This window comes from Rosettibacter sp. KY25 (genome assembly GCF_057554405.1).
In genome coordinates this window covers 19,456-42,833 of sequence record NZ_BAAJAO010000022.1, presented here as the reverse complement: position 1 = coordinate 42,833, position 23,378 = coordinate 19,456, and the positions used below count along the sequence as shown (strand labels likewise).

The following is a 23,378-nucleotide window of genomic DNA, read 5'->3' as shown; positions in this document are numbered from 1 at the left end:
CATCAGAATTGAACTGATAGCCAGATTACTAATTGAAACAGATTTATCAATCTCACAGATTACTTCCCTTTTCAATTTTACTGATGCTGAACATATCTCAAGATACTTCAAAAGAGAAAAAGGAATTGGTTTGAGAGAATTTCGTAAACTTCACCAGCCTCGTTAGTAATGACGTTATCTGGTTAGTTTTTGTCAAAATTTGGTTATGCTTGTTTTATTTCTTTGGCTATATTAATTATTGGATAAAGCACATAAATATTTCAAGACTCACTCCCCTACAACAAAATAAGGTGTTACATGAAAAAAATATTACTGATGTTATTTCTAAATTATATTTTTATTACCTCATTAATTTCTCAATCAATCTCATTTAAGACTTATCTGAATCCTGTAATACCAGGTGATCATCCTGATCCAACATTAACAAAAATTGGAAAGTACTTTTACACATCTGGTTCTTCATTTAATCCGACACCTAAAATTTATCGTTCAACAGATTTAGTTCATTGGGAAGTAATTGCACAGCCGGTTTCAGCTTCATGGTCTGAATATGGTGATAGTCCAGGTGGCGGTATATGGGGCGGTCATATGGTTTATTACAAAGGCAAATACTGGCATTTCTTCGGAAGAGGCGGTGGAAGTATGTATTTTGTTACAGCAGATAAACCTGAGGGACCATGGAGTAATCCAACACGAATGAGAGTTCCCTCAAGTATGCCTGCAGGTTTGGGAGTAGATAATTCAATTTTTATTGATGAAGATACTGGTAAATGGTATTTGCTTACAAAAGCTGGACAGCCAAATAATCACATAGTTGAATTAGGTGATGATGGTCAACCAACAGGCAAAGTTCTGGATTTAACTTGGTTAAATCCAGCTCCTTCATATCCATTCAGCTGGGCTGAAGGTCCAGTTATGTGGAAATACAAAGGTTATTATTATTACAGCTTTGCACAGCATCTTGTTGGTGCTCAATATGTAATGAGAAGTGATACATTAACAGACGATAAATCTAAATGGACTATTGTTGGAACTAACATTTTTACCGGTCCAAGATATTTTTACAACACTCCTAATCATATCTCCCCTGCTGTAATACTTGATGACAGCACAAGCTGGGTTATTGCACATAGTTATCATGGAAACAGTCTTTGGTATGCACAAGGAAGGCAGGGTTTGTTATGCCAAGTAAAATACAACGAACAAGGATTTCCAACAATTCAATTTCCTGTTGATGATGGTGTTGCAGCTCCTAAGCTTCCAAGTAGCGGAATTCCCTGGACTGTGCCGCATTCTGACTTTTTTGATTCAGATAAACTTAATCCTGAATGGTCATTCTTAGGTTATACAGCTTCGAATACTTATTCACTTACTGAAAGACCAGGCTGGTTAAGACTCTCCCCCAAAAGCAGTACTAAACCAAACACAATTATTAAAAATGATGGAGAACATAATTATTCTTTGATAACAAAATTAGATTTTAATCCATCATCAACATCTCACGAAGCAGGTTTATGGATAATTAATGGTCCACAAACTCTTACCGTTAAAGTATACAGCACAGTAAATACAAATGGACAAAAAGTTTTTGCTTTTAGCTTTGATAAAACATATTACGAAGTTGAAAATAACATTGGAAATATTGTGTGGCTGAAATTAGTTCGCGACGAACACATCATGTCAGGTTATTACAGTGCTGATGGTAATAACTGGAAACAAATTGGAAAGGAAATTGACGCAACACCTATTGATCGAGAACAAACACAATTCAATAATTTTACCGGCAATCAACAGGGTCTTTATGTAAAAGGAAAAGAAGCATATTTTGACCTTTATATTTATCGAGATGCATACACAAAAATTACAGCTCAAAATGCTGCAAATAGACTTGGTGTTTCTGCAGCAAGTAGTTATTTATACAATATTCACAATAACGATTGGGCTATGTATGCAGGAGTTGAATTTGGGAATAAAGAGTATAATAAAAAACCAGTCTCAATTGAAATTTCTGCCTCGAGTTACACATCTGGCGGAATAGTTGAAGTATGGCTTGATTCGATTGATACAGGTTCAAAAATTGCTGAATGCAAAATCGAAAACACTGGTAGCTGGAGCAATTATCAAATCTTTTCTTCTAAAGTTGATTCGACAGTAAGCGGCAATCACGATTTATATTTTAAATTCGTGGGTTCAGGCACAGAGCAACTTTTTAGAATAAATTGGTTTAGATTTGTTAATGCCTACGACACTCTAACTTCTATGAAAGAATATGGTAAAAATGAATTCAAAAATTTCCAGCTGTATCAAAATTATCCCAATCCATTTAATTACAGCACAAATATAAGTTTTTATATTCCTTATGATTCAAATGTATCATTAAAAATTTTTGATTTACTAGGAAGAGAAGTAACAACTCTCTTATCAGGAAAATTAACTTCTGGAAGTTATTCACTTAAGTGGGATGCAAATAATTGTTCGGGGGGTGTATATTTCTATCAATTAACAACTAATAATTTTATTGACACAAAGAAGCTTATTTTATTAAAATAATCTCAGAAAAGTTTTAATTAATAATGGAGAATCAAAATGATTAAAAAAATTTTTACTCTAATTAGTTATTTATTATTAATAGTTCATTTAGATTTATCTGCACAGGTCAATCCTGTTGCAAGTAACTTAATTCACTCATGGACTTTTGATGATGGAACTGCTGTAGATAAAATAAAAGGTATTGCAGGAACATTAGCAGGAAATGCCAAAATTTCTAATGGAGCACTCAATACTACAGCATCAAATTCATGGCTTGCGTTGCCAGCAAATTCAATATCTATAAATCAATATCAGGCTCTTACATTTGAAATATGGTTTAAATCTGTTCCTAAAGGCAATACTGGTTTTCATATGATTGTTTCTTTTGGTAATACAAGAAATACAATTGGTGTTAATTATTTTTTCATTACCCCTGCAAGAGCTGACGATAAAAGTCGTGCGGCAATTTCCTGTCTTGATGAATCAACTCCATGGGCTAACGAGTCAGGTGCAGATGGTCCAGAACTAGATGATGGCAATGTTCATCAAATGGTAAGTACAATTGATTCAGAAAATATTACATTGTATATCGATGGACAACTTCAGTCAAAAACACCATTATCAGATAATAATAAAATTGCAAACATTAGTAATAACTTTGCTTATCTTGCTAAGAGTGTTTATGATAATGATCCCACATGGAAAGGAGAAATTTATGAATTCAACATTTACAATAAAGCATTATCATCAGATGAAATTACTTATTTGTATAACACATCAAATCTTACTGCTGTAAATAAACCAGTCGTAGTTGAAGCTGAATCGGGTAAACTTGGCAGCTATTTTATAATTAAACAGGAAGGAAACATATCATACATCACAACTACAGTTAATTATACAGGGCTAACAGCACCAGCTGACAGCAACAGAATAGCAACGTATCAAGTTACATTTCCTGATTCTGGGCATTACAATTTATTCTTACGTGTTCGAGTAGGTTCTGGTGGATATAACGACGACAGCTTTTTCTATGGAAGAGGTTTTGGTATTAAAAACGATACAGCAAGAGCTGATTGGGTATTTGTAAATGGTCTTGGGGGCGCTGGTTTTTCCAATCCTACTGATATTGTTGATAATGTAGGTGCAGTTGGCTCAGGTGTATGGAAATGGGTGAATGTTTCGAAAAATACTTACTCAGGTGCTCAAGGACATGTCTTCTATGTTAGTCTGGATAGTCTTACCAAAACTTTTCAAATTGCAAGCCGTGAAGATGGATTGGACATAGACAAAATTGCATTTGGCAAAGCAAATTTATTATTCACCGTAGCAAATCTTGACAGTGTTCAGGAAGGTACATCTATTCCTGTTGAACCTGTTATACCATGGAGCGGTCCACCATTAGCTCATAAGCAACCTAAATTTGTTGGAAATATTCATAGTCCTTCTCAAATAGAAAATTTTGAATACTACTGGAATCAGGTTATTCCGGAAAATTCTGGTAAATGGGGCAGCGTTGAAGGAGTAAGAAACAGTATGAACTGGACTGCATTAGATGCAGCATATAAATTAGCAAAGGATAATGGTTTTCCATTCATGTTTCATGTTCTTATCTGGGGTGCTCAACAACCATCATGGATTAATTCACTTCCCAAAGACGAACAGCTAAAAGAAATTAGAGAATGGTTTCAGGCTGTAGCAAATAGATATCCTGATATTGATTTCTTACAGGTCGTAAATGAACCTTTGCCCGGTCATAATCCACCTGACGGAAATAGTGGACGAGCAAATTATAAAGATGCTCTTGGTGGTAATGGTGCAACAGGTTGGGACTGGGTAATTAATGCATTCAGAATGGCGCGTGAAATCTTTCCAAAGAAAACTAAACTAATGATAAATGATTACAACATTATCAACAGCACTTCAAGCACTTCACAATATCTTAAACTCATAAGATTACTTCAATCAGAAAATTTAATTGATGCTATTGGTGTACAAGGACATGCATTCACAACAGCTAATGCAACAGCTTTATTAATGAAACGAAATCTCGATTCTTTAGCATCTACCGGTCTGCCAATTTATGTAACAGAGTTAGATATTGATGGCCCAACTGATGATGTTCAATTAAATGAATACAAACGAGTTTTCCCGGTATTATACGAACATCCAGGAGTTAAAGGAATAACTCTTTGGGGATGGAGACCTGGTTTATGGAGAAATGAGCAACGCGCTTATTTAATTAATACTGATGGAACTGAAAGACCGGCATTAGTTTGGTTAAGAAATTATCTTGATACTGTGAAGGTTGTAGTTTCTGTTGAAGAGAAGTCTGAAATTCCTCAAGCATTTAATTTATACAATAATTATCCTAATCCTTTTAATCCATCAACCACAATAAGCTATGATGTGCCTTACACAAGTTATATCAGTTTGAAAGTATACAATTTATTGGGACAGGAAGTAAAAACTTTGTTTGAAGGAATTCGCCAACCAGGTCATTATAAAGTTCAATTTGATGGAAGCAATCTCAGTTCTGGAATATATCTCTACAGATTAACTGCTGATAAATTTTCAGCCACAAAGAAACTAATGTTAATAAAATAAAAAATATAAAATGCTGGAAGCTCAATGAGAATACTTTTATATAAAATAATAATCTTAATTGCTCTGCTTGGAAATTTAGAAGCACAAAAGTTATGCAGTGATAACGGAGATGGAACATACACTAATCCTATAATTTATTCAGATTTTCCTGACCCTGATGTAATTCGTGTTGATTCTGTTTATTACATGGTTACAACAACAATGTTTATTTTTCCAGGTGTTACAATATTAAAGTCCTTTGACCTTGTTAACTGGGAATATTGTGTCAATGCTGTAGAAAGGTTTGATTTCAGTCCGTGTTATAATCTTGAAGGCTGTAATAGATATTCTCATGGGCAGTGGGCTACAAGCTTCAAATATCATAATGGAAAATTTTATTTATTATTCATTACACTTGATGAAGGCGGTTTTTTATGCACAGCTGATAAACCCGAAGGACCATGGCAAATAAGAAAGCTCCCAAAAGGATTTTATGACCCCGGATTATTTTTTGATGACGATGGGAAAATTTATGTTGCTCATGGATATAATAAAATTTACGTAACTGAACTAGATACAAATTTTCATCCAAAGGGAGATGATGTTTTGGTTTTTACAGGCAACATTCGCCATGGTCTTGAAGGCACACATGTTTACAAAATAAACGGTTATTACTATTTATATTGTACTTATGGTGGAAGAGATGGATTTCAAGTTGCACTTCGCTCTAAAAATATTTATGGACCGTATGAACAAAAAATTGTAATAAGAGATACTTCCTATTTAGGTACTGGTTTACATCAGGGAGCTCTTATTCAAACTCAAACTGGAGAATGGTGGACAATAATTTTTCAAGATGGGGGCGCCTTTGGCCGCTTCCCATCTTTACAGCCTATAACCTGGATTGATGATTGGCCCTTAGCTGGAATTAATGGAAAAGGTGTAATTATATACAGAAAACCTAATGTGGGCAAAAATTATCCCATAAAAATTTTGCCAACATCAGATGAATTTGACAGCACAAAATTAGGATTACAATGGGGATGGAATCATAACCCCGAACCATTAAAATGGTCGTTGACAGAAAATCCTGGTTTTTTAAGACTCAAAACTGTCAGAGTTGTTTCTAATTTAAGAGAAGCACGAAACACACTTACGCAAAGAATTTTTGCATATTACTCAAAAACTTTTGTAACTACTGCAACAATTAAAATGCATATTGACAGTATGAAAGATGGTGATATTGCTGGACTTGCGGTATTTCAGGACCCTTATGCATTCATTGGTATTAAAAATAACAACGGGAAAAAATATGTTATAATGGTTAATAATGGTTCTTTAATTGATTCTACAGAAATTAATTCTTCAATAATTTATTTGAGAGCAATGGCAGAATATGGAACCAGTAAAGCTTCCTTTGCTTACAGCATAGATAATCATACATTTAAGCAACTTGGGAATAATTTATTGATGCAGTTCAATCTTTCTGTTTTTACAGGAAATAAATTTTGCATATTCAATTATGCTACAAAAAATACTGGTGGATTCGTAGATGTAGATTGGTTCAGAATAAATTTGCCGAAGTAAATTATTCTGTTTAAAAAAATTTTTTCAAATGTTACCTTGCTAACTTTATAATTATTAATGCTTTCCATAGATAACCATCTACTATTTTTATAGAATTTAAAAATTGTTTGTGAAGAAAAATTATTTTATAATCTGAAGTGATTATCAAATAATTCTGGAATAAACTATGAAAAAAATTTTAGGAATACTTTTTATTGCATTTATTCTATCTGCTTGTGCACCTGGCGGCGGAAAGTATAATCAATCAAGAAAAGCTGGATTTCTTGATGGCATCTGGCATGGCTGGATTGCACCGGTTACTCTTGTTTGGGGATTATTTAATAACAATATCAGAGTCTATGAAGTTAACAATACAGGCTGGTGGTATGACTTTGGTTTTTATATTGCAATTGTGGGTGGATTTGGAGGTTTTGCTTTATCAAGAAAGAAAAAGTGATAAATATTTTTAACAGAAACTGCATAATTTTTTCGTAAAGCGTTTTCATTAAATCCAAGAAAGAATTTTACATGCTCTTTCTGTTTTTACCTGTATTATTTTTGTAAATTTATAGGAAGAATTATTAAACAGGTTTAGAAATATGTATATCAAAACATTTACGTTCACTGTAAACACAAAGGGATTTAATGATATTGTTGATATTACTCCTGAAGTTCAATCCAGATTAAACGAAACCGGAATGAAAGAAGGAAATGTTCTAATTTTTGCTCCAGGTTCAACTTCTGGAATTACAACAATTGAATATGAACCAGGACTTCTTAAAGATTATCCTGAGTTCTTTGAAAAGATTGCACCATCCAATCATCATTACCATCATAACGAAACATGGCACGACAACAATGGACATGCTCACGTACGAGCATCACTTCAAGGTGGTTCTCTTCAAATTCCTTTTACTGATTCAAAACTTTTGCTTGGCACTTGGCAGCAAATTGTCTTAATTGATTTTGACAACAGACCAAGAAGAAGAAACATCATTGCACAATTTATAGGACAATAATCATGAAAAAATCATTTCTGCTTCTTTTCGTTTTTCTCCCAACAATTTTCAATTTTGGCTGGGGAGACAATGGTCATAAATTAATTACAAAACAAGCTCTTTTAATTTTACAAAATGAAATTAATTTTTCAGACAATCTTAAATCTGCGATAATTCAGCATTCCATTGACCCGGATTATCGAAAGAAAGATGACCCTTCAGAACCGACAAAACATTTTATTGATATAGATTATTACAAAGAATTTTTAAATGGAAATATGATTATATCGATTGATTCACTTAAAAAAATTTACGGCGACAGCACTGTTACTGCTCAAGGAATTTTACCATGGGCTACAGTTTCAACTTACTCACATCTTGTTGAAGCATTTAAAGAAAACAACAAAGATAAAATTTTATTATACACATCCGACCTTGCTCATTATGTTGCCGATGGACATCAACCACTTCATTCTACTATGAATTACAATGGCCAACTTTCTTCTCAAAAAGGTGTTCATTTTAGATATGAAATTGAAATGGTTGACCGACATTTAAATGACATAGAAAAAAATTTGAAAATCATTTCACCTGTTTATGTTACTGATATTACAGATTTTGTTTTCAATTATATCTACGAATCAAACTTTGAAGTTGACATTTTACTTTCCGCAGATAAGCATGCATCAAAAATCAGCAATGGAAAATATGATGATGATTATTACCGAATCTTATGGTTTCGAACAAAAAATTTGACTATAGACAAATTTGAGCAAGCCGCTTTTTCCCTTGCTTCTCTAATTTATTCTGCATGGATTGAAGCAAACAAACCAAAAGTAAATTACTGATGAAGAAAAAATTTGTAACAGTATTCGGCAGTTCAATTCCGCGTCCAGGAGATTATGAATATGAAATTGCATATTGGCTTGGTAAAAAATTAGCAGCAAATGGATTTAATGTTTGCACAGGTGGTTTTCAAGGAATTATGGACGCAGTTTCAAAAGGAGCAACCGAAGAAGGTGCAGAAGCATTAGGTATTACATTAAGTATTTATAACGCCGTTCCAAGTAAATACCTTACAAAAGAAATAAAATGCGATACTCTTTTCGAACGATTAAAAAAATTAATTGAGTACGGTGATGCATATGTAATTCTAAACGGCGGAACAGGCACTCTTGTTGAACTTGCAGTTGTATGGGAATTAATAAATAAAAATATGCTTATCGAAAAACCTGTTGCATGTCATGGCACAATGTGGAAAGAAATTGTTCATTTAATGGAAGAACAAATTAAAAGAGAACATAGAAAAACAGGATTAGTAAAGTGCTTTGATGAAATCGATGATTGTGCTGATTATATAATTGAAAAACTGAAAGAATAATTTCAATTATCTAAAACTACAATTCTTCCCTTGATTTTATATTTCTCTTCAAGTTCAATCAGAGTTTTATTTGCCTCTTCTTCACTTGAGAATTGCCCGCAATTAACAACACTTAAAATACTTCCTCCAACTTCTTTTAAAGTTATTTCAGTGTAATAACCATCTCGTTTCAATATTTCACTTAATCTTTTTGCATTATCCGATAACAAAAAAGCTCCAGCTTGAATAGTAAATTTTTTGTTATCAATCGGAATAGAATCGGGCAGATTTCTATTTGCATAATTTAGAAACGAAGATTCGGGAAATTTATTTTTCAATTCATTTAAATATTTGGCAGCTGTTTTATAAAGTCCAATTGAATAGTAATAAGAAAAAATCTTAAACAAAACTGCATCGTTAAATTTGTGATTGGGAAATTTTTCATAAAGGGATAAATATTTTTTTAATGCTTCTTCGCCGTTTTTAGTGAGAAGTGCATCAAGATATAAAACAGAAGGGTCGGAAGGATTTTCTGATTTGAATTTTAAAAGCATACTCTCAGCTTTTTGAATATTTCCGTTGTCAATTTCATTTAATGCTTCGGTTATATCAATATTCTGAGAGTATGCAGTAACATTAATTAAAAGAAATATCAATAAAAATTTTTTCATTCCTGCAAAGATTCTTTTGACCTTCGATATGCAGAAATCACAAAACCAATAACCATTACAGCAACACCAAGCCAGATTAAACTGATAAATGGTTTAATGCTTGCTTCAATAGTAAGAATTTCTTTGGGAGCCGATTTTTCTTCCGATTTATTTGAGAGTGAATCAAAAGTAAGCTCAACCATTCCTTGTGATGCATTCATATTATTGATGTAAACTTTCAAATCTGCTGCTTGAGATTCTGCCGGATAAAATTGTGGTCCATCACCTGTATTTTCCATGTATGGTTCAATAATTTCTGATTTACCATCATAATTAAGTTTCAAGCTTACACCAATTCTAAAATTTCCTCCGCTCATCATTGCGCTCATGTCTTTTGGCAGAACAAAATTCAAAAAAGTAATTTGAATATTTTTGTAGGTGTATGTCTCTCCTTTCTTCATCTGGACAGAAGAATTGGATGATGAATTTGTTTCATCATAAGCAATTGGAGCCACATAAAAATCTTTTGTAAGACCAACAAGAATATCGGGTTCTCTCATCAAACTGTTATTAAATTCTGCGATATACATCACTGGCGAAACTTGACGAATTGAATTTCCTTTTTTGACCATTACATTAAATGCATATTTTTTGCCACCTTCAATTGGCTGATAACCTGTAAATGTAAGTTCATAACCAAAAAGATTTGCTTTTTCTCCTTTGACCAAATCTATTTGTTGATGTTTTGAATAACCGCCTGTTGCAACAACACCAACAAGAAAAAGTGCAATTCCAATATGTGCAACATAGGCACCAATAAAACTTTTTCTTCCTCTAAGAATTGAATAAGCAATTTCTCCATTTACAAAAAGTGCAAATGCTGAGGAGAATGTTAAGAGCACAAGCATAAAGTTACTTACACCGCTTAAAACAAAAATCAATAAAGTAAGAATCAATGCAGCAATAACAGCAAATCTTGATTCTTTCCATAATTGCTTGCTTTCAGTGTATTTCCATTTTAATATTATACTCAATCCATTAAGCAATCCAATAATTATTGCAATAGGAAGATTAAGTTCATTATAAAAAGTTGTATCAACAGTTTGTCCAAAAATTGGTGCGCTTGTTCCAGCCAGAATAATAATTGCTGATGCAATTAAAGCAACAGAGCCTGTAAACAAAGCTAATTCTCTTGATAAAATATTTTCTTCAAAAGTAAAATGCTCTGTTAGATATTTCCATCTGTAAATAATCATTCCAATTCCAAGTAAAGCAAAAAGAACTAAAAATAAAATCAAGAAAAGATAAACTGTCATACCTGGGTCAACAAATGAATGAACCGATGCATCACCAAGTATTCCGCTTCTTGTAAGAAAAGTGCTGTAAAGAACGAGGATATAAGTCATAATACACAAAATCAAATTTGTTTTAACAAATCGGCTGGTTCCATCTCTATCTTGACTTTTCTTTTGAATTAGCATTGTATGAATTGCAGCAACACCAATCAACCAAGGAACAAGAGAAGAATTTTCAACTGGGTCCCAGCCCCAATAGCCACCCCAGCCTAAAACACCATAAGCCCAGTAACCGCCAAGCATAATTGCCAAACCCAGAATCATTGAACCAGTAAGAACCCATGGTAATGCCTGTTTAATCCATTCTTTATAATCATTTTTAAGTAATGCCGCAATTGCAAATGCAAAAGGAACTGCTGACATTGCAAATCCTACAAATAACATTGGAGGATGAATTTGCATCCAGAAGTTTTGTAATAATGGATTTAATCCTTTCCCTTGAATAATAAAATTTTCTATAGGAATATTGTTTGTAGCAAGAATGCTGTAAAGTTCTTTACTAACTTGAATAAAATGTTTATTTGATTGCGGGTCGCTGAAAATAAAATTTTGTAATGCTGGTAAAGTAAGGTAAGCAGTATTAATGTGTTTTAAATCTACAAAATCACGTTGAGACCAGATATAATTAAAAGGTGATTTAAGAAGTGGATTTAACATTATCAAAAGAAATGTAATTGAAAGTGAATAAACCATCATTACTCTTGGTTCTAAGTCACCTCGTTTTGAAGTATAATCCAAAAGAATTAATCCAATAATTGCAGAAAATAATGCCCAGAGCATAAAACTGCCTTCCTGCCCAGCATAAAATGTTGAGATAAGTAAACCCGTAGGCAAACCGCTGCTGCTGTAATCATAAACATATTTGTATTGATATTGATGAGTTAAAATTGCATGAAGAAGCAATGCGCTTGCAGCCATAATCATAACTGCAGTAAAATGAAAACTTATTCGAGCTATTCCCAGCGTGTTTTGATATCCTCTGTAATTTAGATAATACATCAAAACGGTAAAAGCTCCTGCAATTAATGCAAGAGTTAGAAATATATTTCCAATCATTATTTCTCCTGTTGCTTAAGTTAAGATTTGGCTTTTTGAACTGTTTGTCCCTGATACTTAGAAGGACATTTAGTTAATATATCTGTTGCCTGAAAAACTCCATTAGAATATTTGCCAGTAACAACAACACTTGTTGAAGATTCAAAATTATTTGGCATTCCTCCATGATAAACAACTTTCATCACATTACCGTTTTCATCTTTAATGTAAAAAGAAAAAACTTTATTCTCTTTGTCGAATTCATAACTTCTTTCTTTCAGCCATGTGCCTGTTGCTTTAACAGTTTTACCAGACTGCATTACTTTCACAAAGCTGCTTTCATATTGAACATTGGTTTGTGTAAACAAGTAAATCATAATTCCAAGAAAAACCACAATGATTATACCGCCGAAGAGATATTTATTTTTCATAGTATTATTTCTCCTTAATTTCTTTCTCAATTTCTTTAAGTCTTTTATCAGTATTCAATAAGAAAAGAAAAATTCCTATCCAAACAACAAGAACAATGAACATTACAATATAAATTGAGTTCTGCTCAAGAAAATTTATTAATCCGTTTTCCAATTTTAACCTCTTATAATTTTTTAGAAATATTTTCGTTTATGATTATTACTTTATAACGAATTTTCCAAATCCACCAGTATAAAATTGTAAATGCAATAAGTGAAATATAAAATACCAGCATCATATTTAAATTCATTTTAAAATCTACAACTGGACCGGCTGTATCATCATTTGCAGAACCTGGATGCAAACCTGTCATTATTCTTGGCATAATAAAAATAAAGAAAGGAACTGTTAGGAACGCAATGATTGAGTAAACAGCAGAAAGTCGAGCTCTTTTATCTTCGTTTTCTATTGCGGAACGAAGAGCAAGAAGAGAACCATAAATTAAGAGCAAAATAAAAATGCTTGTCTCACGAGGGTCCCAATGCCAGAATGCACCCCATGTAAATTTTGCCCAGATTGAACCTGTTACAGTTGCAAGAATGCAAAAAACCATTCCAAGCTGCAAAGCAGAAGCTGATTTTGCATCATCATCAAGATTTTTATTTCTCAAATATTTTATTCCATAAATCATTGCCATCAAAAATGCAATAACAGAAATCCAAGCTGTTGGAACATGAAAGAAAATTATTTTTGCTTTTTCTTCAAGACCAGGTATGTTAGGAAATTCATACCAGTGCTGAGGCTGTGGAACTATTGGAAATGTAATTCCAGCAATAATTACAAATGTCATCAATATGAATAAAATTATTTTCCATGCCATAATTTATCTTTCTTGTTTAATTACAAATATGGATATTTAGACAGCATTTAAGTCATAGTTGCACGAAAAATATAAAAGTAGATTATGATTTCCAAAGACTTGGCTTTTATTTATGTTTATTGTACAAGCAGAATCAGAATTTTTAACAATATTAGTCTTAAAATATTTTTGATGTTTTTTAACTAAATTAAATTTTTTTCGATACAATATTAAAATAAATTCGTCTAAAAATGCAGAATAATAATTAATGAGGAAAATTTGGCTGACAAAAATCCGATAAAAAGAATATTCGACCTTTACACAAGTGATTTGAGTTATCAGGAAATTGAAAAATTAATTAAACAGGAAGCCAGTGAAGTATATGAATTTTTCAAAAGTGATATTCCTAAACCAGACACATCAAAAAATAAATTCATTCGCGGTTTGATATTTATCAGAAGTTTATTCAATGCATTCATTTTAAGACTTTCTCCTGCAAGAAGAATTTTTTATTTAATCGCTCTCTTTTTCTTTTTTATAAGTTATTCTGAACCAAACTCACTTTATCTTTTGTGTTCATTCATAATATTAAATTTGCTTCTTGCATTTGAACTTGCTGATAAATTAACCGCCAAAAGTGAACTTGAAGTTGCAAGAAAAATACAATTCGATTTAATACCAAAACATTCACTTCAATTAAAAGATTATCAAACGGCAACGTATTATGAACCTGCAAGAGAAGTAGGCGGTGATTATTTTGATATTATTGAAACCCAAGAAAAAAGTTACATAATTGTTGGTGATATTTCCGGAAAAGGAATGGCAGCTGCACTTTACATGGTTCGCGTTCAATCAATTATTTATTTCTTGCTTGATTACTATTCTGATATTAAAGATATAATCACAAATCTGAAAAAATATTTTTCAAAAAATTTGAGGAAGGAATTTTTTCTTACAATCACTATTGCGTCAATTGATAAAGATGGAAAAATTAATTTTGTAAGAGCAGGTCATCCGCTGGCAATTCACTACAAATATAATCAAAAAGAATTCGTTGAAATAAATCCAGCTGGTATTGCTATAGGAATGAATGATAAAGGTTTATTTGAAAAAACTTTAGAAGAAGTTCAAGTAAATCCGGAGATAAACGATATTATTTTAATTTATTCCGATGGTGTAACTGAAACAATGAACATTTTCAAAAATATGTTTGGACTGGAAAACATTAAAAATGTGATTGAGAAAAATGCGGAAAAGTCTGCTGAAGAAATAAAAGAAGCTTTATTAAAATCAATTACTTCATTTCGAGGCAATGCATTGCAGAATGATGATTTAACTTTTGTAGTATTAAAAAGGACTCAATCTGTTTCAAGCACATGAAATTCTTCATCGGCTGGTCTGATTTCATCATACATTCTTTTTAATGCATTAAAAGCAGTTTGATTTCCTCTTTGAGCAGCTCTTCGATAAAATTTAACTGCAATCCCCTTTTGTTCTTTTACTCCAATTCCTTTTTCATAACAATACCCAAGATAAGTTTCAGCAAGAACCGAACCTTCGTTTGCAGCATTTTGAAGAATTTGAATTTGGTTTGTCAAATTATTTCTTGATGAAGAATCAGCAATTTGTGCAAATGCAATTCTAACCAGAGCTTCTTTGCTTCCTGAGTTTTTTGCAATTGTCCAGTATTCAATTGCTTTTTGAAGATCTTTCTTTACAAGTGAACCTGAGCTGTAACATAATCCAAGTTCAATAATTGAAGGCACATGATTTTTTGCAGCAGCATTTTTTAACAACTCGAGTGCCTGCTGATTTGTAATGAGATTTACAAATCCAAGTGCTGTTGCTCCTGCAATTACATACATTGCATCTGCATCATTTTTATTTGCTCTTTCTTTCAGAACATTAATAAAATTTTCATCTCTAATCATTTTATAAAAAATTTCTCCAGCTTTATAAGAACCAAGACGATATGCATGCAGATATTTCGATGCAGCCTTTATCAAATTTTTTTCAAACAAAATTCCTTTTTCGTATGCAAGTCCCTCAATTAAAATTGCTTCCGGACTTCCATTTTCGGCTGCAAATAGTAAAATGCTTTTTCCGCTTGTATCGGGAAGATTTATATTTTCATTTTCATCAATGCCAAAATATTTTTTTAATTCTTTACTGCTCTTTTTTGTTAATAGATTCAGTTCGTAATTATCTTCTTTTTTATTTTGATTTTCTAAATCAAGGAATTCAAGATTCCAATCAGAATTAATTAATGAAACATCCTCAGCTTTAACAGTGGTAACTTTGCTTTCAGTTGTATCCGCAGGAGGAATAAAACCACTCTTCTTAAATTGTTCTAAAGCTTCTTTTGCTGGTTGGAAACCTGCTTTTGCTGAACTCTGAAATAGTTTATAGGCTTCTGTATAATTTCTGTTTACAACAAGATTATCCATTAGCATCAATGCATAAGCAAATTGAGCTTCTGGCAAACCAGCATTAGCTGCACTTTTAAAATTCAAATAAGCTTCAAAAGGATTCCATGGGACACCAATTCCGTTGTAAAGCAAAATTCCATAATTATGTTTTGCACTTGGTAAATTTTGGTCTACAGCTTTTCTAATCCAATAAATTGCTTTGACAGTATCAGGTGAAAAACCTTGTCCAAGTAAATATCTTATTCCCAATTCGTGTTGGGCAAATGGGTCCCCTTTGTTTGCTTCTTTAACAAGCAAATATCCTGCAAGCAAAGAGTAGGATGGATATTTTGCCTTAAAATATGTTTTTCGTGATTGATTGGATTTAAACGCTTGGCTTCTTAATGTATCGTTCTGATTATAATATTGTGCATTGATATATTCAGATGATAAAAAAATAATCAGCAGAAAAAAATGGAGTGAGCTTTTCATTCTAATTTTAATAAAGCCACTTTTTAAGCACGAAATAATTTTTTCCATTAATTGAAAAATAATCAAGTTCATCCATCAATTGTTGAATAATAAAAAGTCCCATTCCGCTTTCTGGAAGACTTTCCAAATCATTCGGATTGTAATCAAGTTTTTTAATTTCCAGATTAGTTCTCGGCAAACCTTCATCAATAATGTTCACTTCAACTAAATTTTCATCCTTGATTACTTTCACCTGAATCGATTTTCCTTTTTCTTCCTTGTAAGCATGTTTAATAACATTATTCAGGGCTTCGGTTAGACAAATATCGAAGGCATTTCGGATTAATTCTTCTATTCCTTGTTTGATTAAAAAATCATTAACAGCATCATTAACCTTAACTACTTCTTCATAATCGCTTGATATTTTAATTTCTATTTCGTTCACTCGATTAAATATTTTATTTCATTCTTAATATAAAAAAGTGTGGTTTCACTATAAAGCCTTTTTGTGTAATAAATTTAGAGTTAATCATGTTTCAGTAATTAAATTTTATGCTTAAATTTAAATAAAAATTAAGGTTCAATATGAAAATTATTTTTGTTGGAACAGGCTCAGGCAGAACAAGTGTAAAAAGGTTCCATTCTTCTTTCTTATTAAAAACAAAAAAACACAATTTGCTTGTTGATGTTGGAGATGGAATTTCAAAAGCATTATTAAAACAAAACATAAGTTTTAATTCAATCAATTCTATTTTATTTACTCATTATCATGCAGACCATTTTACTGGAATTGGAGCTTTAATAACTCAAATGAAACTGGCTAACAGAACAAATTTATCAAAACAAGGCGGGCAATTAAAAATTTATACACATAAAAACTTAATTAATCCACTTGTATCATTAATCAATTCTGTTTACATGTTTAAAGAAAATCTTGATTTCGAGATTGATATAAATGGATTTAATTTTGATGAGCCTGTTCAGATAAATGAAGAAATTAAATTCGTTGCAAGACAGAACTCACATATTTTTCAGAAAGATTTTTTGAATCACTATCCTTCGGAATTATTTGTTTCCTCAAGTTTTCTTTTTAATGCAGAAAACAAAAACATTTTTTATAGTTCCGATGTTGGGAATAAAAACGATTTATATCTTTTTGAAAATGAAAAAATAGATTTAATGATAATAGAATCAATGCATATTACACCAGAAGAAATATATGAAGCATTTATCAAAATTAAACCCAAAAAATTATTGCTGACACATATTGATGATACTCAAGAAAAAGAATTAAAAAAATGGCACAAAAATTTGCCTGAGAAAGAGAAAAGAAAAATTTTTCTGTGCTATGATGGGATGATTCTATAAATTGCCGTAAAGTTGATAAATTGATTCTGCAATTATTATTACATAAAAGCTTATCTTTACATAAACCATTTTAAGATTTTGTGATATGAGCATTGAAGAGTTTCAAAAAAAATTTGGAATTATTGGAAAATCTAAAGAGATACGGGATTTAATCGACATAACAATGCAGGTTGCACAATCTGATATTACTGTTCTTATAACCGGGGAAAGCGGTGTAGGGAAAGAAGTTTTTGCAAGAGCAATTCACGGATGCAGCAAACGAGCAAACAAAGAACTAATTAGTGTAAACTGTGGTGCAATACCAGAAGGTATTCTTGAAAGCGAATTATTTGGCCACAAAAAAGGAGCTTTCACCGGCGCAATCGAAGATAGAAAAGGCTACTTTGAAATTGCAGACGGCGGAACCTTATTCCTCGATGAAATTGCTGAAATGCCTTTGACAACTCAGGTTAAACTTTTACGTGTTCTTGAAACAAAAGAATTTATGAGAATTGGTAGCGAAACTGTAACTAAAGTAGATGTTAGAATAATTGCTGCAACAAACAAAGACCTTCAAGTTGAAGTCGACTCAAAAAAATTTAGAAGTGATTTATATTTTAGACTCAAAGCTGTAACATTAAATATTCCTCCACTAAGAAATAGAAAAATTGATATTATTGAGTTAGCATATCATTTCTTGAAAAATTTTTCTGATAAGAATAACATACCAATTCCAAAGCTTACAAAAGATGCAGAAGAACTTTTAATAAACTATCACTGGCCAGGAAATATAAGAGAACTTAAAAATGTTGTTGAAACAGCTGTAGCATTAAATAAAAACGGCATTCTCGATGCAGATGCATTTTATCCTTTGCTTGAAATTAAAAAAGAAGATGAGATACGATATCTCCCTGTGCATTTAAATCGTTCGCCGGAAGCACTCGACAGAGAAATGATTTATCGTGCTTTAATTGAAATAAAAAAAGATTTAATGGATTTAAAACAAATTGCATTGAATCATAATCAAGATGTAAATTATCGACCCGTAAATTTTCAGAATGATGAAATTTTGCCATTAGAAGAAATTGAAAAAAGAGCAATTATCAACACAATGAAATATACCAGAAACAATAAACGAGAAGCAGCAAAATTGTTAAACATAAGCGAACGAACTCTTTATAGAAAACTGAAAGAATATGGTATTCAATAAAAAAATAATAATAATTCTGCTTATTGGAATAACAAGCTGCAGATATTCATTTACTGGAGCATCAGTTCCTCCACATTTAAGAACTATTGCTATTCCTTTATTTAATGATAGAAGCGGTTCAGGCGAGCCTGATTTAAGCAACAAATTAACAAATCAATTAATCCAAAAATTTATCAACGATAATACACTTCAAGTTACTGATAAAATGAATTCCGATTGTATTATTGAAGGAACAGTAATATCACTTTCAGAAGCACCGGCTGTTATTTCGGGAAACGAAACAATTACTGCACAACGAATTACAATGAATGTTCATGTTGTTTATCGAGATTTAATTAAACGCAAGGTAATTTTTGAAAGAGATTTCACAAACTATACAGATTATAAAATTGATGCTGCAAATATTATAAATGCACGCAAAGCAGCAATAGACGAAACAATAGACAAAATAACAGAAGATATACTCATTGGAGTAGTATCTAACTGGTAAAAAATTAAAGAGGTGATTAATATGGCAATTGATGAAATAGTTTTATTTGTATACATCTTTTCTTTAACTGTATTGCTTTTCTTTGGAAGTCACGGCTTCATCATGATTTATTATCATCAAAAGTATAGAAGAAAAAGTCATCAGGCAAAAGAAGAAATTCCAGAGGAAATGGTAACAATTCAGTTACCGCTTTATAACGAAGTTTATGTTGTAGAAAGATTAATTAATGCTGTTTGTCAAATTGATTATCCAAAAGATAAACTGGAAATTCAAGTGCTGGATGATTCAACAGATGAAACAGTTGATGTTGTTGCAAGATTAGTAAAAGAAAAACAGGCAGAAGGATTTGATATTAAACATATTCGTCGTTCGAGTCGTGAAGGTTTTAAAGCAGGCGCACTTAAAGAAGGACTCAAAACTGCAAAAGGAAAATATATAGCAATTTTTGATGCAGACTTTATTCCCAAAAGAGATTTTTTGAAAAACACACTTAGATATTTTTACGATGACAAAGTTGGAATGGTTCAAACAAGATGGGAACATTTGAATGAAGATTATTCACTACTTACAAAAATTCAAGCACTTGCACTTGATGGTCATTTTGTAATCGAACAAACTGTAAGAAATAAAGCAGGGTTCTTCATTAATTTTAACGGAACCGGCGGTGTATGGCGTAAAGATTGCATCGAAGATGCAGGCAACTGGGAAGGCGACACACTAACTGAAGACTTGGATTTAAGTTATCGTGCACAACTAAAAGGATGGAAATTTGTTTTCCTGCGCGATTTTACTACTCCAGCAGAACTTCCAGCAGAAATGAATGCACTTAAAGCTCAGCAGTTCAGATGGACAAAAGGTGCAATTGAAACTGCAAAAAAAATTCTGCCTCTTGTTTGGAAATCAAACATTCCGCTTAAATTAAAAATTCATTCAACATTTCACTTAACAAATAATATTGTATTTCCATTTATACTTCTTGCAGGAATTTTAAATGTTCCTTTAATTTTTATAAAGAATGCTGGACCTTACTGGAACTTCTTCAACATAATGGCAATCTTTGTTATAGCATTCATAGGTTCATTTTTGTTTTATATGTTTGCACAAAAAGATGTACATCCAGATTGGAGAAAAAGAATTGCTCTTTTCCCATTGTTTATGGCAGGCAGCATGGGTTTTGCACTTAACAACACTCGAGCTGTAATTGAAGGATTATTAAACAGAAAAAGTGAATTTGTAAGAACACCTAAGTTCAAAGTAGAAAGTAAACAAGATAATGTTCTGAAAAATAAATATCTCAAAAACATAAAAATTCAAGCATCAACTTATGTAGAATTATTGCTTGCTGTTTATTGTCTTATTGGTGTTATCGCTTCAATTTATTTTATGGAAATTGCTGCTCTTCCATTTCAGTTAATGTTCTTTATTGGTTTTGCAAGTGTTTCAATATTATCACTTAGACAGGCATTATTAAAAAAACAACAGCTAAATTGAGTGAATCAAAAAAATTATTCGATTGACAAAATAAAATTAATTTATGAATTCAATCCAGAATCACCTCTGTTTGCAAGAGTAGCTGCTTCAATTATAGAAGAGGGAAACATTGCAGATGCAGTAAAAATTTTAGAAAAAGGGATTGAAAAATTTCCTGAATATCCTTCTGCATACTTCATATTAGCAATAGCAAAAGCTTACAATGGAAATGAAACAGAAGCAATAGAATTAATAAATCGTGGAACTTTATTTATTAATTCTGAAGAGACAAAAGATTTCTACATTAAAAAAATCAAAAAAATAATTGAAGAAAGAAATTCCCTCAAAGATGTAAAGAAAAAAGCTATTTGGCAGGAAAGCAAAGTTAATGTTAATAATTCAATAGAAGAACAACTTGAAATTCTTGCAGAACAGCTTAGCAAAGCAAGAATTAGTTATGTTCCAGATAACAATACTCAAACAGAATTGGAAGTACCAGAATACACAGGCAAAAAAATTGTATCTGAAACTTTAGCAAAGATATATGAATCACAAAAAAACTTTAAAGAAGCAATTTCAATTTACAAAGAACTTATAAAGCTTTATCCAGAAAAATCTGAGTATTACAAAACAAAAATAAAAGAGATAAGCGAAATAATAGACACAGGATTAGCGTGAAAATGTTAAATTAAAAAAATTATGGATATCAAATTATGACAAATCATAAATTAATAATTGGAAATTGCATGAGTATGGTTGAGATTCCCGATGAAAGTGTACATTTAATGGTTACTTCTCCACCATATTTCAACGCCCCTTTTGATTACAAAGGGTTATTTAAGACTTATGATGAATATTTATTACTATTAGAAAAAGTTTCTCGAGAAATCTTTAGAGTATTAAAAAATGGAAGAGTTGCTGTATTAAATATAGATGATATGTTAGTTAATGGAGAAAAATTTCCTATAGTTGCAGATGCTACTAAAATATTTCAATCTGCTGGTTTTAGATATCGTGATAGAATAATCTGGAAAAAGCCAGATGGTTATTTAAGAATTAGCAGAAGAAGCGGTGTACTTTTGCAAAATCCTTATCCTATGTACTTCTATCCCGACAATTTATTAGAAAGCATCTTGATATTTCAAAAGGGGAAATTTGATTACTCAACAATTTCAAAAGAATTAAAAGAATCATCAAAAATAGATGTAAAAGAATTCTCTGATAATAAGTGGTATATGACACTTTGGGAAATAGTTAATGTGCTGCCTAATTCTCAATTAGAAAAAGAAATTGCTGCCTTCCCTGATGAACTGCCTTACAGAATTATTAAATTATTCTCTTATAAAGGCGAGACAGTCTTAGACCCATTTGTTGGTAGTGGTACTACAATGAAAGTAGCAAGAAAACTCGAAAGAAATAGTATTGGAATTGAAATTAAAAAATCTTTAATACCCATAATCAAGAAAAAAATCGGTTTTGATGGGCAATTATCACTTGATGGCCAAAACGATACTTTCGAATTAATTATAAGAGAAGATTTAAAATATGGATGTGTTGGCTAAAACTACCGGGATAAAATACACTCCACTTCTTTGTAAAAAATTAAATGAGTATGATATTTCAAACTTGGATCTTGCCCTTGAGAAAGAGGCAACTTTTATATTAAATATTAAACAAGATATAAAAATCGCTGTAAGTTGGTGGGTTTCTCCAAAAAGAACAAGGTCATATCCTTATGCCAGAGTTTATGACTCGTTGAATTTTCATGGTAAAAAGATTACAATCATTCCTGCCATAAAAGATGAGGGATTGGATGGAGATCGTGATTTTTTACAATGGGATTCTGTTTCATTAATGAGTCTTTTAGGAATTTATGTTATAATTAGTTACTATAATTCTGCTTCCAAAAATTTTAAATACAAAAATAAAATAACCAATCAAAAATTTGATATTATTCATATTAATGAAGAAATTAATAATATCCTATCTTACCAATCTGATGCTTTACATTGGAATATCCAGCAGCTAAATAAAATTGCAGAATTAAGTAATAAAGCCCTTGATTGCTAAAAAAATTTCAGACAAATTAGATGTCAAATTACATTCATTTTCAACTGCGCATTTTAGAATTAATCAATTAATTAACGATAAAGAAAACTTTATGAATTTCTCAAGAGCTTTAGCAAAGAAAGCTCAACATAGAGAAACTTTGACAAAACAGCCAAAAGAAAAGTTATCTGGATTAAAAGCTACTTTAACCATTAAAAATTATTTAGGAGGCTATTATTATTTAACATGTGATGAAATTTCTAAAATAGATAAAATAGTTACTTTAACTGAAGCAAAACATAGCAAAAATAACTTACTTCCTTCTTTAGGTGATATTAAAGATGGGCTGGTAAAGATGATTTTATTTTCCAATCTTGAAGATGTTATAATTGAAAACAAAAAATACAAAGTTGTTCCTATTTTGAAATTAACCAGCAGTCTCAGGTTTTCAAAAAAATATTTAACTAATTCACAAGTAACAACATTAAAATTATTAAAAGAGGAATCTAAAATTAATAATTTTACTATCTACATCAACAACAATAATCTTAATGATGTCAAATTATAATTCTAAATGTTTTCAATAA

General features: G+C 31.4%; 24 protein-coding genes. 17 read left to right on the top strand and 7 right to left on the bottom strand.

Annotated features, from left to right (window positions below; all coding sequences use genetic code 11):
* Nucleotide 1: 1 nt before the first annotated feature.
* From AC27L2_RS11865 to AC27L2_RS11830, 8 genes are all read left to right on the top strand, one after another.
* Nucleotides 2–166, top strand: a complete 165-nt coding sequence (locus AC27L2_RS11865) for a helix-turn-helix domain-containing protein (RefSeq protein WP_487211974.1) — start codon at nucleotides 2–4, stop codon at nucleotides 164–166.
* A gap of 131 nt (nucleotides 167–297) precedes the next feature.
* On the top strand, nucleotides 298–2,550 hold the full coding sequence (locus AC27L2_RS11860; RefSeq protein WP_487211973.1) for a family 43 glycosylhydrolase: 2,253 nt from the start codon (nucleotides 298–300) through the stop codon (nucleotides 2,548–2,550).
* A 36-nt stretch (nucleotides 2,551–2,586) separates the two neighbouring features.
* The gene (locus AC27L2_RS11855; protein ID WP_487211972.1) at nucleotides 2,587–5,133 is read left to right on the top strand and encodes an endo-1,4-beta-xylanase; all 2,547 of its coding nucleotides are present in this window, start codon (nucleotides 2,587–2,589) and stop codon (nucleotides 5,131–5,133) included.
* Nucleotides 5,134–5,157: 24 nt separating this feature from the next.
* Nucleotides 5,158–6,699: a glycoside hydrolase family 43 protein gene (locus AC27L2_RS11850; RefSeq protein WP_487211971.1), complete on the top strand. Its 1,542-nt coding sequence runs from the start codon at nucleotides 5,158–5,160 to the stop codon at nucleotides 6,697–6,699.
* A gap of 166 nt (nucleotides 6,700–6,865) precedes the next feature.
* A complete protein-coding gene (locus AC27L2_RS11845; RefSeq protein WP_487211970.1) occupies nucleotides 6,866–7,135 on the top strand; it encodes a hypothetical protein in 270 nt (89 codons plus the stop codon).
* A 142-nt stretch (nucleotides 7,136–7,277) separates the two neighbouring features.
* The gene (locus tag AC27L2_RS11840; protein WP_487211969.1) at nucleotides 7,278–7,697 is read left to right on the top strand and encodes a secondary thiamine-phosphate synthase enzyme YjbQ; all 420 of its coding nucleotides are present in this window, start codon (nucleotides 7,278–7,280) and stop codon (nucleotides 7,695–7,697) included.
* A gap of 2 nt (nucleotides 7,698–7,699) precedes the next feature.
* Nucleotides 7,700–8,524 (top strand): phospholipase C/P1 nuclease family protein, encoded by an 825-nt coding sequence (locus AC27L2_RS11835; RefSeq protein WP_487211968.1) that lies wholly within the window; start codon nucleotides 7,700–7,702, stop codon nucleotides 8,522–8,524.
* Nucleotides 8,524–9,057, top strand: coding sequence for an LOG family protein (locus AC27L2_RS11830; RefSeq protein ID WP_487211967.1), 534 nt, complete (start codon nucleotides 8,524–8,526; stop codon nucleotides 9,055–9,057). The genes AC27L2_RS11835 and AC27L2_RS11830 overlap by 1 nt, the downstream gene beginning before the upstream one ends.
* Nucleotides 9,058–9,059: 2 nt before the next feature.
* On the opposite strand, the gene AC27L2_RS11825 is transcribed toward AC27L2_RS11830, so the two are convergent.
* Genes AC27L2_RS11825 through AC27L2_RS11805 form a run of 5 tightly spaced genes read right to left on the bottom strand, consistent with a single transcriptional unit; the run spans nucleotide 9,060 to nucleotide 13,367 of the window.
* Nucleotides 9,060–9,707: an SPOR domain-containing protein gene (locus tag AC27L2_RS11825; protein ID WP_487211966.1), complete on the bottom strand. Its 648-nt coding sequence runs from the start codon at nucleotides 9,705–9,707 to the stop codon at nucleotides 9,060–9,062.
* The gene (locus tag AC27L2_RS11820; protein WP_487211965.1) at nucleotides 9,704–12,097 is read right to left on the bottom strand and encodes a heme lyase CcmF/NrfE family subunit; all 2,394 of its coding nucleotides are present in this window, start codon (nucleotides 12,095–12,097) and stop codon (nucleotides 9,704–9,706) included. The genes AC27L2_RS11825 and AC27L2_RS11820 overlap by 4 nt, the downstream gene beginning before the upstream one ends.
* 20 nt (nucleotides 12,098–12,117) lie before the next feature.
* Complete coding sequence (locus AC27L2_RS11815) at nucleotides 12,118–12,507, bottom strand: cytochrome c maturation protein CcmE domain-containing protein (RefSeq protein WP_487211964.1); 390 nt, start codon at nucleotides 12,505–12,507, stop codon at nucleotides 12,118–12,120.
* Nucleotides 12,508–12,511: 4 nt separating this feature from the next.
* Nucleotides 12,512–12,661 carry a CcmD family protein gene (locus AC27L2_RS11810; RefSeq protein ID WP_487211963.1) on the bottom strand — a complete coding sequence of 50 codons (150 nt, stop codon included), beginning with the start codon at nucleotides 12,659–12,661 and terminating at the stop codon, nucleotides 12,512–12,514.
* Between the two features lie 10 nt (nucleotides 12,662–12,671).
* Nucleotides 12,672–13,367 (bottom strand): cytochrome c biogenesis protein, encoded by a 696-nt coding sequence (locus AC27L2_RS11805; protein WP_487211962.1) that lies wholly within the window; start codon nucleotides 13,365–13,367, stop codon nucleotides 12,672–12,674.
* A 258-nt stretch (nucleotides 13,368–13,625) separates the two neighbouring features.
* Between AC27L2_RS11805 and AC27L2_RS11800 the strand changes: the two genes are divergently transcribed.
* Nucleotides 13,626–14,726 carry a PP2C family protein-serine/threonine phosphatase gene (locus AC27L2_RS11800; RefSeq protein ID WP_487211961.1) on the top strand — a complete coding sequence of 367 codons (1,101 nt, stop codon included), beginning with the start codon at nucleotides 13,626–13,628 and terminating at the stop codon, nucleotides 14,724–14,726.
* Here the strand turns inward: AC27L2_RS11800 and AC27L2_RS11795 are convergent.
* Together AC27L2_RS11795 and AC27L2_RS11790 are read right to left on the bottom strand one after the other, a co-directional pair.
* Nucleotides 14,705–16,246: a tetratricopeptide repeat protein gene (locus AC27L2_RS11795; protein WP_487211960.1), complete on the bottom strand. Its 1,542-nt coding sequence runs from the start codon at nucleotides 16,244–16,246 to the stop codon at nucleotides 14,705–14,707. The genes AC27L2_RS11800 and AC27L2_RS11795 overlap by 22 nt on opposite strands.
* Before the next feature lie 7 nt (nucleotides 16,247–16,253).
* Nucleotides 16,254–16,670: an ATP-binding protein gene (locus AC27L2_RS11790; RefSeq protein ID WP_487211959.1), complete on the bottom strand. Its 417-nt coding sequence runs from the start codon at nucleotides 16,668–16,670 to the stop codon at nucleotides 16,254–16,256.
* Between the two features lie 140 nt (nucleotides 16,671–16,810).
* Between AC27L2_RS11790 and AC27L2_RS11785 the strand changes: the two genes are divergently transcribed.
* From AC27L2_RS11785 to AC27L2_RS11750, 8 genes are all read left to right on the top strand, one after another.
* On the top strand, nucleotides 16,811–17,593 hold the full coding sequence (locus AC27L2_RS11785; RefSeq protein WP_487211958.1) for an MBL fold metallo-hydrolase: 783 nt from the start codon (nucleotides 16,811–16,813) through the stop codon (nucleotides 17,591–17,593).
* 85 nt (nucleotides 17,594–17,678) lie between these two features.
* On the top strand, nucleotides 17,679–18,782 hold the full coding sequence (locus AC27L2_RS11780; protein ID WP_487211957.1) for a sigma-54 interaction domain-containing protein: 1,104 nt from the start codon (nucleotides 17,679–17,681) through the stop codon (nucleotides 18,780–18,782).
* Nucleotides 18,769–19,272, top strand: a complete 504-nt coding sequence (locus AC27L2_RS11775) for an LptE family protein (RefSeq protein ID WP_487211956.1) — start codon at nucleotides 18,769–18,771, stop codon at nucleotides 19,270–19,272. The genes AC27L2_RS11780 and AC27L2_RS11775 overlap by 14 nt, the downstream gene beginning before the upstream one ends.
* Before the next feature lie 21 nt (nucleotides 19,273–19,293).
* Entirely contained in the window at nucleotides 19,294–20,763 is a 1,470-nt protein-coding gene (locus tag AC27L2_RS11770) for a cellulose synthase family protein (protein WP_487211955.1), read from the top strand.
* Nucleotides 20,764–21,420, top strand: a complete 657-nt coding sequence (locus tag AC27L2_RS11765) for a tetratricopeptide repeat protein (RefSeq protein ID WP_487211954.1) — start codon at nucleotides 20,764–20,766, stop codon at nucleotides 21,418–21,420. It abuts the gene before it with no gap.
* 35 nt (nucleotides 21,421–21,455) lie between these two features.
* Nucleotides 21,456–22,304, top strand: coding sequence for a DNA-methyltransferase (locus tag AC27L2_RS11760; RefSeq protein WP_487211953.1), 849 nt, complete (start codon nucleotides 21,456–21,458; stop codon nucleotides 22,302–22,304).
* Nucleotides 22,294–22,812: a hypothetical protein gene (locus AC27L2_RS11755; protein WP_487211952.1), complete on the top strand. Its 519-nt coding sequence runs from the start codon at nucleotides 22,294–22,296 to the stop codon at nucleotides 22,810–22,812. The genes AC27L2_RS11760 and AC27L2_RS11755 overlap by 11 nt, the downstream gene beginning before the upstream one ends.
* Before the next feature lie 91 nt (nucleotides 22,813–22,903).
* Nucleotides 22,904–23,359 carry a hypothetical protein gene (locus AC27L2_RS11750; RefSeq protein WP_487211951.1) on the top strand — a complete coding sequence of 152 codons (456 nt, stop codon included), beginning with the start codon at nucleotides 22,904–22,906 and terminating at the stop codon, nucleotides 23,357–23,359.
* Nucleotides 23,360–23,378 lie beyond the last annotated feature (19 nt).

What these genes read in the sequence shown, in the direction of transcription:
- AC27L2_RS11785 (WP_487211958.1), top strand. Translation starts at nt 16,811, where the DNA reads ATGAAAATTATTTTTGTTGGAACAGGCTCAGGCAGAACAAGTGTAAAA.
- AC27L2_RS11780 (WP_487211957.1), top strand. Translation starts at nt 17,679, where the DNA reads ATGAGCATTGAAGAGTTTCAAAAAAAATTTGGAATTATTGGAAAATCT.
- AC27L2_RS11820 (WP_487211965.1), bottom strand. Translation starts at nt 12,097, where the DNA reads ATGATTGGAAATATATTTCTAACTCTTGCATTAATTGCAGGAGCTTTT.
- AC27L2_RS11840 (WP_487211969.1), top strand. Translation starts at nt 7,278, where the DNA reads ATGTATATCAAAACATTTACGTTCACTGTAAACACAAAGGGATTTAAT.
- AC27L2_RS11850 (WP_487211971.1), top strand. Translation starts at nt 5,158, where the DNA reads ATGAGAATACTTTTATATAAAATAATAATCTTAATTGCTCTGCTTGGA.
- AC27L2_RS11815 (WP_487211964.1), bottom strand. Translation starts at nt 12,507, where the DNA reads ATGAAAAATAAATATCTCTTCGGCGGTATAATCATTGTGGTTTTTCTT.
- AC27L2_RS11795 (WP_487211960.1), bottom strand. Translation starts at nt 16,246, where the DNA reads ATGAAAAGCTCACTCCATTTTTTTCTGCTGATTATTTTTTTATCATCT.
- AC27L2_RS11760 (WP_487211953.1), top strand. Translation starts at nt 21,456, where the DNA reads ATGACAAATCATAAATTAATAATTGGAAATTGCATGAGTATGGTTGAG.
- AC27L2_RS11825 (WP_487211966.1), bottom strand. Translation starts at nt 9,707, where the DNA reads ATGAAAAAATTTTTATTGATATTTCTTTTAATTAATGTTACTGCATAC.
- AC27L2_RS11855 (WP_487211972.1), top strand. Translation starts at nt 2,587, where the DNA reads ATGATTAAAAAAATTTTTACTCTAATTAGTTATTTATTATTAATAGTT.
- AC27L2_RS11830 (WP_487211967.1), top strand. Translation starts at nt 8,524, where the DNA reads ATGAAGAAAAAATTTGTAACAGTATTCGGCAGTTCAATTCCGCGTCCA.
- AC27L2_RS11750 (WP_487211951.1), top strand. Translation starts at nt 22,904, where the DNA reads ATGAATTTCTCAAGAGCTTTAGCAAAGAAAGCTCAACATAGAGAAACT.
- AC27L2_RS11845 (WP_487211970.1), top strand. Translation starts at nt 6,866, where the DNA reads ATGAAAAAAATTTTAGGAATACTTTTTATTGCATTTATTCTATCTGCT.
- AC27L2_RS11805 (WP_487211962.1), bottom strand. Translation starts at nt 13,367, where the DNA reads ATGGCATGGAAAATAATTTTATTCATATTGATGACATTTGTAATTATT.
- AC27L2_RS11860 (WP_487211973.1), top strand. Translation starts at nt 298, where the DNA reads ATGAAAAAAATATTACTGATGTTATTTCTAAATTATATTTTTATTACC.
- AC27L2_RS11835 (WP_487211968.1), top strand. Translation starts at nt 7,700, where the DNA reads ATGAAAAAATCATTTCTGCTTCTTTTCGTTTTTCTCCCAACAATTTTC.
- AC27L2_RS11775 (WP_487211956.1), top strand. Translation starts at nt 18,769, where the DNA reads ATGGTATTCAATAAAAAAATAATAATAATTCTGCTTATTGGAATAACA.
- AC27L2_RS11770 (WP_487211955.1), top strand. Translation starts at nt 19,294, where the DNA reads ATGGCAATTGATGAAATAGTTTTATTTGTATACATCTTTTCTTTAACT.